Origin of the sequence: Xanthobacter sp. 91, from assembly GCF_000702385.1 — a bacterium.
GTDB classification, from domain to species: domain Bacteria; phylum Pseudomonadota; class Alphaproteobacteria; order Rhizobiales; family Xanthobacteraceae; genus Xanthobacter; species Xanthobacter aminoxidans.
On sequence record NZ_JNIB01000001.1, the window covers coordinates 2,230,676 to 2,244,714 of the forward strand.

The following is a 14,039-nucleotide window of genomic DNA, read 5'->3' on the forward strand; positions in this document are numbered from 1 at the left end:
GGACCTTCCATGTTCGATATGCTCAGCCGACGTGACCTCTTGCGCACCAGCCTTTCCGCCGGCGCCGCCCTTGGTGGCATCCTGACCCTCGGCCCGGTGTCCCAGGCTTTCGCGGCTGCTCCCCGCGTGCTCAAGGTCAACACCTTGGCCTCCGCCGCCGCTGTGAACGTGCCCATGCAGGCGGCGCTGCGCATGCAGCTCGGCAAGATCAGCGGTTTCGCTGACGCCGAGGTGCGCCCCACCGCCAAGATCCCGCAGATCGCCCAGGAGGTGATCGCCGGCTCCGCGGACATCGGCGACGCCGACGTGGCGTCTACCCTCGCCGCCGCGGAGGCCGGTGCGGACCTCAAGATCATCGGCCTGTCCTACAGCAACACCTCCCAGGTGATCGTGGTCAATGCCGACAAGACCAAGAGCCTGGAAGAAATCGCCGCCAACGGCGGCACCATCGCCGTCAATTCCATCGGCGATTTCATGTACGTGATGCTGATCGGCGTCCTGCAGAAGCGCAACATCGATCCCAAGAAGGTCAATTTCATCGAGATGGGCAGTTCCGGCGACCGCGCCCGCGCGTTGCTCGCCGGTCGCGTCGATGCGGTGCCCATGCATATCGAGCAGGCCGCGCAACTGAAGGAGCGGGGCAACTACCAGATCCTGGTGCGCCCGTGGCAGGAATATCCCAACTGGTTCAGCGCGGTCATCATGACCACCGGCGCCTGGCTCCAGAAGGATGAGAACAAGCTCGCCGCCGTGGCGCTGCTGAAGGCCGTCCTGACCTCCTTCCGCAGCACCGATGCGGACTATGCCTGGTACAAGGCGCAGGTCGGCCAGTACGCCTCCTCGAAGGAGCTGAAGGCGGCAGGTGACGATTTCCTCAAGCCGATCTGGAAGACGCTCACCGAGGACATCAAGGCCTTCCCGCCGAAGATGGAGACGCTGACCCCCGACGACGTCGCCAAGGTGATCCCGGTCTACAAGGCGGCCGGTGCGCTGAACGGCACGGTGGACCTCAACAAGCTGATCGACCGCACCTATCTCGAACAGGCGATCAAAGAGCTCGCCTGACATGGCACATCTCACGGTCTCGAACATCTCGAAGTCGTTCGCCGGCTTGCCGGTGCTGGTGGACCAGTCGCTGGAGGTCCGGGAGGGCGAGTTCGTCGCCCTCCTCGGCCCCTCGGGCTGCGGCAAGTCCACCCTGCTGCAGATCATCAACGGCCTGGTCAGCGCCGATTCCGGCCGTGTCGTGCTGGACGGCAAGGACATCACCGGCAGGACCGGCAGCGGACGCGGCATGGTGTTCCAGGGATCGGATCTGTTCCCCTGGCGCACGGCGCTGGAGAACGTGGCCTTCGGGCTGGAGGTGATGGGCGTCTCCAAGGCCGAGCGCACACGCCGCGCCATGCATTATCTGCACATGGTCGGTCTCGACGGCGCCGCCGACAAATGGCCCCATCAATTGTCGGGCGGCATGCAGCAGCGGGTGGGCATCGCCCGCGCCTTCTGCATCCAGCCCTCCTTGCTGCTCATGGACGAGCCGTTCGGCGCCCTCGACGTCCAGACCCGCGACATCCTCCAGGATGAACTGGTCCGCATCTGGGAAGCCGAGCGCAAGATGGTGCTGTTCGTCACCCACGGCATCGAGGAGGCGCTCTATCTCGCCGACCGCATCCTCGTTTTCAGCAAGCGCCCGGCGCATGTGCTGAAGGAGATCACCGTTCCCTTCGAGCGTCCCCGCAGGGAAGACATGAAGCTCGCCCCGGAATTCCTGGAGCTGCGCCGCGAGATCTCGGACCTGCTTCGCCACGACATCAAGGCCTGAGCGATATCATGAGCATGCACACCCCCGGCACACCGGACATCGGCAGACGACTCGCTGACGATCTCGCGCGCCTTAGCTTCGAGGACCTGCCGCCGGACGTGGTGCAGCTCACCAAGCTGTTCACTCTGGATACGCTGGGCGTGATCGGCGGTGCCGCCAAGGCTCCCGGCATGGCGGAGTTGCAGGCGGCGCTGACCGAATGGGAAGCGAATGGCACGTCCACGCTGCTGCTGAGCGGGCGCATGGCCAATCCGGTCACCGCGGCGCTGGCCAATGGTGCGGCCGCGCACAGCCTGGATTTCGACGACCAGCACGACCCGGCCCGCGTCCACGTGTTCTGTGTGGTGCTGCCGGCGGTTCTGGCCGCGTTGGAAGCTGAGCGGAAGATCAGCGGGAAGGACGCCCTCGCCGCGATCGCGGTGGGTGTCGAGGTGTTCTGCCGGCTGGGCCTGGCCTGCTACAATTCGCTGGGCAAGGGCTGGCATCCCACCACGGCCCTGGGCACCATCTCCGCCGCCGCCGCCGTCGCCAAGCTGTACAAGCTCGACGCCGAAAAGACGCTGCACGCCATGGCGCTGGCCTTCGTGCAGTTGAGCGGCACGACGCAGTTCATTGCCGACGGCGCGCTCGCCAAGCGCATCGGACCGGGCTTCGCCGCCCGGTCCGGCGTGCTGGCGGCGCAGATGGCCCGGCACGGCGTCACCGGCCCCTGGCGCTTCCTAGAGGGCAAGGCGGGCCTGTTCGAGCTCTACGAGCGCGGCGAGGTGCGGCCCGAGATCCTCTCCGACGGGATCGGTGAAATCTGGCGCGTACGCGAACTCAGCATGAAGCCCTATCCGTGCTGCCGCTGCGTCCACACGGTCATCCAGATCGCGCTCGATTACCGTGCAGAAGGCATCACCGGCGCCCACATCGCTTCAGGCACTATCGAGCTCAGCGAGGTGAACCGCCAGATCGTCGGTTCGCCGTTCGACCAGGACCACCACAATCCGGTGGTCCACGCCCAGTTCAATGCGGCCTATGCCTTCGCCGCCGCACTTACCGACGGCAAGGTGACCATCCCCACTTTCACGCCCGGTCGCATCCGCGCACCGGATGTGGCCTTCGGCTCGCTGTTCGAGACCATCGCCGCCGCCGACATGGAGCCCACCGCCGTCCCCCCGGCCCGCGTGCGGCTGCATCTGAAGGATGGCCGCACCCTGGAGCGCACCCGCTGGACCATGAAGGGCGCACCCGACGAGCCGATGAGCGAAGAGGAAGTGTTCGCGAAATTCCGCGCCTGCCTGGAGCACGGCTTCGGTACGGCACCGGATGACGCGACTGCGCTTCAAGAACAGGTGATGCGGCTGGACGAGGCGCCGACGACGCGTGATCTCATCGCATTGTTCCTCAGGTGCCGCCAGAACGGGCGCGCCGCATGACGCCGCACGCTCTCACCCCGCTCGACGGGATCGATACGCCGGCCCTGCTGGTGGACGTCGACGTGATGGAAGCCAACATGGCGCGCATCATCGCGCGTTGCCAGCAGGCCGGCGTCGGCTGGCGGCCCCATTGCAAGTCGCACAAGTCGCCCGACATCGCCCGGCTGCAGATCGCCGCCGGCGCCATCGGCGTCACCTGCGCCAAGCTGTCGGAGGCCGAGGCGATGGCGGAGGCGGGTATCACCGACATCCTCATCGCCAACCAGATCGCCGGCCCGCTCAAGATCGCCCGGCTGATGGCCCTGCGCCAGCAGGTGGATGTGGCCGTGGCGGTGGACGGACCGGACAATGTGGCCGCCTTGGCCGCAGCCGCACAGACCGCCGGCATGCGGCTGCGCGTGCTCATCGAAGTGGATACGGGCACGCGGCGCGCCGGGGTGCTGCCCGGCGCGCCGGTGGTTGAATTGGCGCGCATCATCGCGTCCCATCCCGGACTGGAGCTGGCCGGCGTGATGACCTGGGAGGGTCACACCACCCGCATTCGCGACCCTGCCGAGAAGCGCGCCGCCATCGCGCAGGCGGTGGGCGATCTGGTGCGCAGCGCCGACCTGTGCCGCGCGGCGGGCTTTCCCATTGCCATCGTCAGCTGCGGCGGCACCGGTACGTTCGAAACCTCCGCCGGCATTCCCGGCGTAACCGAGATCCAGGCTGGCGGCGGCATCTTCGGTGATGTGCGCTACCGCACCATCTACAATGTGCCGCTGGACTACGGGCTGACCGTGCTCTCCACCGTCACCAGCCGGCCGACGCCGCAGCGGGTGATCTGCGATGCCGGCAAGAAGGCCATGAGCACGGATGCCGGCATGCCGCTTCCGCTGGATTTGCCGCCGGTCGCCTCGGTGGGGTTTTCCGCCGAGCACGGCAAGATCGAATTGCAGGGGCCGAGCGAGGAGCCGCGCGTCGGCGACCGCATCCGGGTGGTGGTCGGCTATGCCGACACCACCGTCCACCTCCATGACGAGATCCATGCCCTGCGAGCCGGGCAGATCGCGCACATCTGGCGCATTCCACGGGCCGCGCGCCTGCGCTGACGCGCCATCCCCCAACCAGCATCAGAGACTTGTATGACACGCGCAGCGGCAGACCCGTCCTATCGTCTCGGCGTCGATATCGGCGGCACCTTCACCGACGTGGTGCTGATGAGCGCCGATGGCTCCATCTTCAGCAAGAAGGTGTTGTCCACCCCCCTCGATTATAGCGAGGGCATCGAGACCGGCGTCTCGGCGCTGCTGGCCGAGCTGAACATCGCCGCGTCGCAGATCCGCGAGTTCGTCCACGCCACCACAGTGGCAACCAACACCATCATCGAGCGCAAGGGCGCCAAGGTCGGCCTCCTCACCACGCGCGGCTTCCGCGACGTGCTGGAGATCGGCCGCTTCCGCACCCCCAAGCTCTATGACATGACCTACAAGAAGCCCGCCCCGCTGGTGGATCGCCACCTGCGCCTGGAGGTGGACGAGCGCATCGCCGCCGACGGCAGCGTCATCACCGCTCTCGACGAGGTCGCGACGACCGCGGCCGCCAAGGTGTTCGCGGCGGAAGGTGTCGAGGCAATCTCGGTGACCTTCATCAATTCCTACGCCAATGCCGCGCATGAGCGCCGCGCCGCCGAGATGCTGCGCCAATTTCTGCCGGGTGTTCCGGTGACCGCCTCGATCGACCTGCTGCCGCAGCTGGGCGAATATGAGCGCACCTCCACCACGGTGGTGAACTCCTACATCCGCCCGGTGGTGGAGCGTTATGTCTCGGCCCTCAAGGCCCGGCTCGATCGCCTCGGCATCCGGGCCCCGTTGATGATCATGCAGTCCTCGGGCGGCATCTCGCCCGGCGACGTGGTGGCCCGCCAGCCCATCGACATCATCGAGAGCGGACCGGCCGCCGGCGTGCTGGGCGGCCAGCGCCTGGGGGTGAAGATCGGCATCGGCGACATGCTGGTGTTCGACATGGGCGGCACCACCGCCAAGGCCACCGTCATCGAAAAGCACGCCTTCTCGCTGTGCCCGGAGACCGAAGTGGGCGGTGGCGCGGCGCTGGGCACGCGCATGATCAAGGGCGCCGGCTATCCGGTGCAAGTGCCCACCATCGACATCGCCGAGGTGGGCGCCGGCGGCGGCTCGATCGCCGCCAGCGATGCGGCCGGCGGCCTGCTGGTCGGTCCGCGCAGCGCCGGGGCCGAGCCCGGCCCGGTCGCCTACGGGCGCGGTGGCACCAGCCCCACCGTGACCGACGCCAATCTGGTGCTGGGCTATCTCAACCCGCATGCCTTGGTCAGCGGCGAGCTGAAGCTGGACATGGACGGCGCCCGCGCCGCCATCGCCGCGCTGGGCGAGAGGGTCGGCCTTCCGGCCATTGAGACCGCCTACGGCATCCACGCCATTGCCGACGCGACCATGCTGCGCGCCTTGCGCGGCGTCTCCTCCGAGAAGGGCCGCGATCCGGCGCAATACGCCATGCTGGCCATCGGCGGCAACGGGCCTGTGCATGCCTGCTCGCTGGCCCAGGCGGCGGGCATGACCCACATCGTGGTGCCGCCCGTGGCCGGGCTGTTCAGCGCGCTGGGCATGTTGTTTGCCGACGTGGAGCACCAGTTGGTCCAGGCCTTCTATCGCCGCCTGGACGAGACGGACCTGACGCGCCTGGAGGAGGCCTTTGCGCCCTTGCGCGCCCGTGGCCTGGAGATGCTCCGCGCCGAAGGCTTCGCCATGCCGGAACGGCAGAGCGTCAGCCTGTTCGCGGATCTGCGCTACATGGGCCAGACGACGCCCTTGACCCTGCCGGTGCCGGATGGCGCCGACGCTTTGGAGAAGCTGGCGGCCGCCTTCCATACCGAGCATGCCGGCGTGTTCGGCTATGCTTCGCCGCATGAGCCGATCCAGTTCGTCTCGCTCAAATTGGTGTGCCGTGGCGTGCCCGAGCATCCGCGCATGCCCGACCAGGCCCGGCGCAGCGCCGAGAAGACGGCCACCGCCCACGTGCGTCGCGCCTATTTCGGCCCGGAGGGTTGGTTCGATACACCCGTGGTACCGCGTGCGGCACTGGCCGCCGGCGCCATGTCCGGGCCGCTGATCGTCGAGGAATACGACACCACCATCGTCGTCCTGCCCGGCTGGAGCGCAGCCCTCGACAGCTGGAACAACGTCCTCGTCACACGCAGCGCAGCGTGAGGGAGCCTGACATGACGATCATCGATCCCGTCCGCCGCGAACTCTTGAAGAACGCCCTCATCACCACCGCCGACAACGCGCTGGTGATGGTCACGCGTACGGCGCGCACCTCCAACGTCAAGAACAGCATGGATTTCTCCGCCGCCATCTGCGACGGCCGGGGCCGGCTGGTGGCGCAGGGGCTCGCCGTGCCGGTGCACCTGGGCGTGGTGATGCCGGCGTTGGACGCCTGCCTCGCCCATTTCGGCGAGGATGTGCGCGAAGGCGACGTGCTGGCCAGCAACGATCCCTATTCGGGATGCAGCCACCTCAACGACATCTTCACCTTCAAGCCGGTCTATGTGAAGGGCCGGCGCATCGCCTTCGTGAGCCTGATCCTGCACCATTCGGACCTCGGTGGCCGGGTGCCCGGCGGTAACGCCGCCGACAGCATGGAGATCTTCGAGGAGGGACTGCGCATTCCCCCGCTGAAGATCGTCGAGGCGGGCAAGCCCAACGAGACGCTCATGCGCATCATCGAGTTCAACACCCGCGTGCCGGACCGGGTGATGGGCGACGTGCGGGCGCAGCTCGCCGCCCTCGACCAGGCCGCGGCCGAAGTGGAAAAGCTCGCCGCCACCTGGGATCCGGATGTCCTCGATGCCTATCTGGACGACCTCATCGACTATGCCGAGACGCTTACCCGCGCCGATCTTGCGGCGCTGCCGAACGGTTCCGTGGAGTTCGTGGAGTGGAATGATGACGACGGCGTCGGCAACGGCCCGATCCGCATCCACCTGAAGCTCACCAAGACTGGCAGCGAGATCGAGGCCGACCTCACCGGCACCGACGACGACAAGGGCGGCGCCGTCCATTGCAACCGCGCCTTCACCGTCTCCTGCGTCTATGCCGCCATCCGCACCGTGCTCGGCGCGTCCATTCCCAACAATGCCGGTCTTTACCGCGCCATCACGGTCAAGACCCGGCCGGGCACCTTCGTGGACGTGCGCTATCCCGCGGCGGTGGGCTCACGCGGCCAGGTGGGCTTCCGCCTGCGCTCCATCGTGCTGGGCGCGCTCGCCACCTTGCTGCCGGGCCGCCTGCCGGCCTGCGCCGGCGGCTCGGAATTCGCCATCGCAGCCTCGGGCAACGATGCGGCGGGACGCCGTTTCCTGCATCTGGAGTTCCACAACAACACCGGCCTCGGTGGCGGTCCCGACAGCGATGGCCAGGATGCCGGACCCTACTGCATCGGCAACCTCGCCAATGTGCCGGTGGAACTGATCGAGGCCGAGCATCCCCTGCGCATCGAGGAATATGCCTTCCTCCCCGACACCGGTGGTGCCGGCCAGTATCGCGGCGCTCTGGGCATGGTGCGGCAGTATCGGCTGCTGGTGGACGATGTGCAGGTGCAGGTGCGCTCCGACCGCTTCAACTCCCAGCCCTGGGGCCTGTTCGGAGGGGGACCGGGCGCGGGCGCCAAGTCCATCCTGAACCCCGGCCCGGATGCCCAGCCGCTGCCGTCCAAATTCACCCGCCGGTTCAAGAGCGGCGACGTCCTGCGCTTCGAGATGGCGGGGGCCGGCGGCTACGGCGAGCCGGCCGCACGCGATGTGGCGCGGATCGCCGAAGATCTGCACCAGGAAAAGCTCACCGCCGAATACGTGCGGAAGACCTATCCCGAAGGGGCTTCCGCACCGAACGCCTGATGGCCCGAAACGTCAGATAAAAGGCTGCGGCGCCGCATCAGTCGCCGCGGCGTGGCGCCCCTCTTTTGCGAGCTGTGTTGATCCCTTGGCCTGGGTAGGGATGGCGGCGATTGAACATCAGGACGTCCGGTGCACCGAATCTCTGCGGTCGGGCGGTTCTGGCGCGTCCTCCAGCCCATAGACCGCGCGCGCCGCGGCAGCGCTGACATAACCGAACGCCACATCGCGGCGCACCGCGTCACGATCACGGGAGCGGGGGTCGCCATAGCCGCCGCCACCCGCCGAGGTGCACACGAGGCAGGCCCCTGGCTCCAGCACCACGCCGCTGTCGTGCACGCCCAGACGGCGCTCACCGCTGTTGGCTTGGGCAATACGGTAGTCGTGGCCTGCCCCGTCCGCGCCACCGCCGGTACCGAAGGGCGGCACCAGCACGCCCTCGCCCGAGGCGTTGAGCACCGCCGGCGTGGTGCCGTCATAGCGCAGCCGCATCAGCCCGCCGAGGCCGCCGCGCTGCTGCCCGGCGCCGCCGGTGTCGGGCGCCAGGGCATATTCCTCCACCACCAGCGGATAGGAGGCCTCGGTGCGCTCGATGGAGGGCGAGGGCGTGCCGCCGGGATTGTGCAGGCCGCCGAGGTTGGGCCAGCCGTCGTGATCGCGATTGCCGCCGGTGCCGCCCTTGTTGAAGAAATAGTGCCAGATGAAGGGCCGCCCCTGCCGGTCCGCGCCGGCCAAGGCGAAGCGGAAGCGGCGGGCGAAGCCGCCGATGGCTCGCTCCGGATCGGCGCCCCCCAGCGCCTGGAGCACCGCCTCGATGAGCGCGCAGGCGGTGGAGGAGGTGCAGGCCCCCACGGGGGCGGGTAGCACCGGGTCCAGGAGGCTGCCGGGCCGGGTGCGGATCTCGATGGCGCGGGCGCCGCCGTCATTGAGGCCCTGCTCATCGCCGCTGAAATAGAGGAAGGCCACCATCACCGCCGCGCGGGTGTTGGCATAGGGGCTGTTGATGAAGGCCGGCACCTGGTCGGGGCATTGAGTCAGGTCCACCACCGCGCGCCCGTCCTCCAGGGTGACGATGACGGGAATGGGCAGCAGGTGGCCGGGCGCCGGCTCGTATTCCATGCAGCTGCGCCCCTCGTACCGGCCCTGGCGACAGCCGCGCAGCATCTGCCGCATGATCGCCTCGCCGCCGTCCAGCACCGCGCAGACGCAGGCCTCGATTTCCTCGGCGTCATAGCGCCGGAACAGCTCTTCCAGCCGCGCCGCGCCGGCCTTTACGGCCGCGAGCTGCGCCATCAGGTCGCCTTCCAGGTCCTCCGGCCGGCGGGAATTGCTGGCCACCATCCGCAGCACGTCGCGGCGCACGCCGCCGCGCGCCGCCAGCTTCACCGGCGGGATGCGCAGCCCCTCGTGCCAGATCTCGCGGGCGGCGGCGCTGTAGCCGCCCGCCGACAGGCCGCCGATGTCGCCCTGGTGGGCCCTGAGCGCCACCCAGAAGCGAAGCCTTCCGCCCTGGAAGAAGGGCATGGCCAGCGTCACGTCCGGCAGATGGCTGCCGCCCCAAAACGGGTCATTGGCCATCAGGATGTCGCCGTCGGCGAGGTCGTCCTCGAAGGCCTCCGCCATCAGCCGGACCGCCAGCGGCATGGCGCCCATGTGGATGGGCACGCGCTCGGCCTGTGAGACGGTCTGGATGTCGGAGGACAGCAGGACGGCGGAGAAATCCTGATTCTGGTTGAGGATGGGCGAGAAGCACGTATGCGTCATCGTCTCCACCATCTCCTCCGTCACCGCCTTCAGCTTGTGGCGGACCACCGCCAGGGTCAGAGGGTTCAGCATGCCCGGTCTCCCGCGGGGGCGGCGGCGTCGGATAGGCAGAGGCTGCCGGTGGCATCGAGGGTGGCGGTGCTGCCCGGCAACACCAGGACCGAGGTGGCCGCGGAATCGATCAGCGCCGGCCCGGCGATGACCATGCCGCGGCGGATCTCCTCGAACCAATAGACCGGCGCCATCACCGCCGCGCCAATGAAGATGCGGCGTTCCCCGGTGCGTGCCGCCGCGCAGTCCACGCCGCCCGCCGGTGCCGCGTCGAGCACGGGCAGGGCGAGCTTGGGCAGCGTGTTGAACACCGCGACGCGGCAGGTCTCCACGATGCCCGGCTCGCCGAGATGGGTGTGGTGGTAGAGGTCCTCATAGGTCGCGACGAAGCGCCGTTCGAGATCGGCCGCGGTGTCGTCCGGCTCGAGCGGCACCGGGATTGTGTGCACCTGCCGCTCGTAGCGGCAGTCGGCGAAGCGGCGCACATGGATGTCGCCTGCATGGCCGCCACGACTGCGAGATGTCTCCAGCGCCGCGCGGCCCTCGACTTCCAGAGCGCCGAACACCTGCGCCAGCCGGCCGTCGTGCAGGTCACGGATGGGCGCGTTGACAGTCTGCTGGAGATCCTGCCGCACGTCCGCCGCAAGGAACCCCAGCGCGGAGAGCACCGAGGCCATGGCCGGGATGATGGCGGTGGGGATCTCCAGCTCGCGCGCGACCGCATTGGCGTGCAGCCCGCCAGCGCCGCCGAACGACATCAGCGCGAAATCGCGCGGGTCCATGCCGCGTCGCACGGTGGCGAGGCGGATACCCTCGGTGATGCGCGAGGTGGCGAGCACGTGGATGGCATAGGCGGCCTCGTCCACGCCGATGCCCAGCGGGGCCGCGATCTCCTGCGTGATGACCGCCCGCGCCGCCGCCACGTCTAGTCGCATGCGCCCGCCGAGGAAGGTCTCGCCGGAGATGAAGCCGAGCACAAGATTGGCGTCGGTCAGCGTCGCTCGCGTGCCGCCCTTGCCGAAGCAGGCCGGGCCGGGCACGGCGCCGGCGCTCATGGGGCCGATGTCCAGCATGCCCCCGGCATCGATGCGGGCGATGCTGCCGCCGCCGATGCCGAGCGGATTGATCTCGATGGCGGGGGCCGCGATGCGCAGGCCCGCCAGCTCGGCGCGGTTGCGCTCCACCGGGACACCGTCCTGGATGATGCAAATGTCGGTGCTGGTGCCCCCGGTGTCATAGGTCACCAGTTGCGGCAGGCCGAGGGCGCGGGCGTAGAGTGCGCCGGCCATGGCGCCGCCCGCCGGGCCGCTGGTCACCGCCCCCACCGCCCGCGTGCCGGCCTCGGCGACCGGCAGCACACCGCCGTTGGACTGCATCACCTGCACCGGCACGGTGATGCCGCGCTCGGTCAGCCGCCCGAACAGGCGGTTCAGATAGGTCTTGAGGCCGGGGCCCACATAGCCGTTCACCACCGCCGTGGAGAGCCGGTCATATTCGCCCTCCCGCCCGAGGATCTCGTGGCCCAGCGAGATGAAGGGCTCCCAGCCGGTGGCGGCGATGGCCGCGCGCACCGCCTGCTCGTGCGCGGGCCGGCGGTGGGCATGGAGGAAGCAGACGACGACCCCGTCCACACCGGCCGCGCGCAGGGTGGCGATGGCTGCGTCCAGGCTCTCGGGGTCGAGCGGCAGCACGGCTGTGCCGTCCGGCGCGACGCGCTCGCGCACCTCCAGCCGCAACGGCCGGGGAATGACCGGCGTGGGCGGGGCGGTGCGCAGCGCATAGCGGTTGTCGCGCGCCCCCTCCCGCAGCTCCAGCAGGTCGCGAAAGCCCTGGGTGGTAATGAGCCCGAGGCGCGCACCGCGCCGCTCCACCAGGATGTTGGTGGCCACCGTGGTGCCATGGATGAACAGCTCGATGCCCGGCAGGAGGGTATCCAGCGTCAGTTCCAGTTCGTCTGCCAGCAGTTTCAGCGCGTCCAGCACGCCGCGCGAGGGATCGTCCGGCGTCGAGGGCGTCTTGACGAAGCGCAGGCCCCTCAGCGGGTCGGCCGCCACGAGGTCCGTGAAGGTTCCGCCCACGTCGACCCCGATCATCATGAGCAGGCTATCCGGTCGCCAGCCATCCAACGCATGCGCCTGAAACTCCCGTTCTGATGTCGTGGGACAATCTGCAGGCGGCGGGATCGATCTCACAATTGCAATCTGATATCGATCATGATGCCGAAGTGAGATACCTTTCAGCAGCTCCCAGCCCGAGCGCCCGCCCATGAACCTCACGTCGCTCCGCTATTTCGTCGCCGTGGTGGAGGCCGGCTCCATGCGCGAGGCTGCCGAAGGGCTGCATGTGGCGCAGTCCGCGCTCAGCCGGCAGATCCAGAACCTGGAGCAGGCGTTCGGCGCGCCGCTGCTGTCGCGCCTGCCGCGCGGCATCGCCCCCACCATGGCCGGGCGCGTGCTGCTGCGGCATGCGCGGGACACCCTCTCCGCCGTCGCCATGGCCCATGACGAGATCGCCGCCTTGCAGGGGCTACGTCGGGGCGAAATCCGCATCGCCACCATCGATCCGTTGGCGGAGGACATCCTGCCCGGCCTCATCACCCGCTTCCAGGCCCGCCACGCGGACATCTCCTTCGATGTCCGCGTCGGCAATACCTGCCAGGTGCAGGGGCTGGTGCGTGAAGGGCTGGCGGAAATCGGCATCGGCTATAACCCGCCGCCCGACCCGGACCTCGCCGTGCTCACCGCCGTGGACCAGCCGCTGACGGCTTTCGTCGCGCCGGACCATCCGCTCGCCGCGCATGCCGCCATCGCGCTGGAGGCGCTGGAGGGCTGCCGGCTCATCCTGCCGCCCGCCCGCTCGCCGACGCGGCGACTGATCGACGAGGCCATGCGGCGCCAGGGCGTCACCGCGCGGGTGGCGGTGGAGAGCGATTCCGTGGCGCTGCGCCTGAACACCGCCGCGCGCACGCAGGCGGTGGCGCTGCTGGCGGAACTGTCCGGCCGCACCGCGGTGGCGCAGGGCCAGCTGGCGGGCGTGCCCATTGCCGACCCGGCCGTGGAGAACGGCAGCATCCAGATCTTGGCCCTCAAGGCGCGCCAGCGCTCCCGCGCCGTCACCGCCTTCCTGCGCGGCCTCCAGATGGCCATCCGCCACGCACGGTGAACATCGGCGGCACCGTAAGGCGAGGAGGCTATGCGAGGGGCGTCACGCTCGATTTCTTCCGGCGAGGAAAGCTCACCGACAACGCGTTCATCGATCCCTTCAATGGGTGCTTCCGGAGTGAATGCCTGAACACCCACTGGTTTCTGACGCTTGCCGACGCGGTGAAAAAGATGGAGGCTTGGCTTAGAGACTACGACGAGGATCGGCTGCGTGGGGCCGCCGGCCATAACCCTCCGATCATGTTGCAGAACTCCGGCGGTGCCCCAGCCCACCGCCGTGAGCAAGGCCGGAAAATCCAACTTCCGGCGGTCCAACGAATGGTCTCGGATCACCTTGGCGGGACAAACAATGGTGTGGAATTTATTTCGCGGCTTAAGGCAGGTTTTCACGGGTCGTGTAGTCAAAAAAATTGACACCACAATCGGTGGTGGGGGCGTAACAATTTCGCTCCGCCTTAAGGAAGGGCGTGACGGAGATTTATACGTCGTTCTCGTGCGGAACGCTGGGAATTATCTCAGCTATGACCCAATGGAACTGGCCGAGTTTGAAACACTTTTCAGTGCCATGCAGGAAATTCGCATTGCTGCGACGAGATCACCAGACTTGGCTATCCGCTCCAACCGTCCGTAGCTCGCTGGCCGACACAATCTGCCGTCCCGCTCGATCCCGCCCATTTCCAGCAAATCCCGATTGTGTCTACCGGGGACCACCACGAGCGAATGCAGGTGCTGGGGCAGATGCCAGGGCACGATTTCTCGCGGCCGGGATTCTTTATTGTATTTCAGGTGTTTATGAAATTTTGTTGGTGGAGCCGAGGGGAATCGAACCCCTGACCTCTGCAGTGCGATTGCAGCGCTCTCCCATCTGAGCTACGGCCCCGAACCGTGGGAGGCGCCATTTATGATTTGGG

General features: G+C 68.2%; 10 protein-coding genes, 1 tRNA gene and 1 pseudogene. 9 read left to right on the forward strand and 3 right to left on the reverse strand.

What is annotated here, in order from left to right:
- Window positions 1-9: 9 nt before the first annotated feature.
- Genes A37E_RS0110580 through A37E_RS0110605 form a run of 6 tightly spaced genes read left to right on the forward strand, consistent with a single transcriptional unit; the run spans window position 10 to window position 8,155 of the window.
- Window positions 10-1,065 carry an ABC transporter substrate-binding protein gene (locus A37E_RS0110580; protein WP_029556556.1) on the forward strand — a complete coding sequence of 352 codons (1,056 nt, stop codon included), beginning with the start codon at window positions 10-12 and terminating at the stop codon, window positions 1,063-1,065.
- A 1-nt stretch (window position 1,066) separates the two neighbouring features.
- Window positions 1,067-1,822 carry an ABC transporter ATP-binding protein gene (locus tag A37E_RS0110585; protein WP_029556557.1) on the forward strand — a complete coding sequence of 252 codons (756 nt, stop codon included), beginning with the start codon at window positions 1,067-1,069 and terminating at the stop codon, window positions 1,820-1,822.
- A gap of 8 nt (window positions 1,823-1,830) precedes the next feature.
- Entirely contained in the window at window positions 1,831-3,243 is a 1,413-nt protein-coding gene (locus A37E_RS0110590) for an MmgE/PrpD family protein (RefSeq protein WP_029556558.1), read from the forward strand.
- Window positions 3,240-4,334 (forward strand): DSD1 family PLP-dependent enzyme, encoded by a 1,095-nt coding sequence (locus A37E_RS0110595; RefSeq protein ID WP_029556559.1) that lies wholly within the window; start codon window positions 3,240-3,242, stop codon window positions 4,332-4,334. Before A37E_RS0110590 ends, A37E_RS0110595 begins: the two co-directional genes overlap by 4 nt.
- Before the next feature lie 33 nt (window positions 4,335-4,367).
- On the forward strand, window positions 4,368-6,467 hold the full coding sequence (locus A37E_RS0110600; protein ID WP_029556560.1) for a hydantoinase/oxoprolinase family protein: 2,100 nt from the start codon (window positions 4,368-4,370) through the stop codon (window positions 6,465-6,467).
- An 11-nt stretch (window positions 6,468-6,478) separates the two neighbouring features.
- Entirely contained in the window at window positions 6,479-8,155 is a 1,677-nt protein-coding gene (locus tag A37E_RS0110605) for a hydantoinase B/oxoprolinase family protein (protein WP_051678932.1), read from the forward strand.
- Window positions 8,156-8,272: 117 nt separating this feature from the next.
- Here A37E_RS0110605 and A37E_RS0110610 read toward each other — a convergent pair whose 3' ends face one another.
- Together A37E_RS0110610 and A37E_RS0110615 are read right to left on the reverse strand one after the other, a co-directional pair.
- On the reverse strand, window positions 8,273-9,988 hold the full coding sequence (locus tag A37E_RS0110610; RefSeq protein WP_051678933.1) for a hydantoinase B/oxoprolinase family protein: 1,716 nt from the start codon (window positions 9,986-9,988) through the stop codon (window positions 8,273-8,275).
- Entirely contained in the window at window positions 9,982-12,063 is a 2,082-nt protein-coding gene (locus A37E_RS0110615) for a hydantoinase/oxoprolinase family protein (RefSeq protein WP_029556563.1), read from the reverse strand. The genes A37E_RS0110610 and A37E_RS0110615 overlap by 7 nt, the downstream gene beginning before the upstream one ends.
- A gap of 169 nt (window positions 12,064-12,232) precedes the next feature.
- Between A37E_RS0110615 and A37E_RS0110620 the strand changes: the two genes are divergently transcribed.
- The 3 genes and pseudogenes from A37E_RS0110620 to A37E_RS27400 all read left to right on the forward strand — a co-directional run bounded on the left by A37E_RS0110620 (window position 12,233) and on the right by A37E_RS27400 (window position 13,759).
- Window positions 12,233-13,129, forward strand: coding sequence for a LysR family transcriptional regulator (locus A37E_RS0110620; RefSeq protein WP_038192870.1), 897 nt, complete (start codon window positions 12,233-12,235; stop codon window positions 13,127-13,129).
- A 29-nt stretch (window positions 13,130-13,158) separates the two neighbouring features.
- Window positions 13,159-13,380: pseudogene (locus tag A37E_RS27395) on the forward strand (transposase); the annotation flags it as partial.
- Window positions 13,381-13,387: 7 nt separating this feature from the next.
- On the forward strand, window positions 13,388-13,759 hold the full coding sequence (locus A37E_RS27400; RefSeq protein ID WP_197023083.1) for a hypothetical protein: 372 nt from the start codon (window positions 13,388-13,390) through the stop codon (window positions 13,757-13,759).
- A gap of 173 nt (window positions 13,760-13,932) precedes the next feature.
- On the opposite strand, the gene A37E_RS0110625 is transcribed toward A37E_RS27400, so the two are convergent.
- A tRNA-Ala gene (locus A37E_RS0110625) sits at window positions 13,933-14,008 on the reverse strand.
- Window positions 14,009-14,039: the final 31 nt, after the last annotated feature.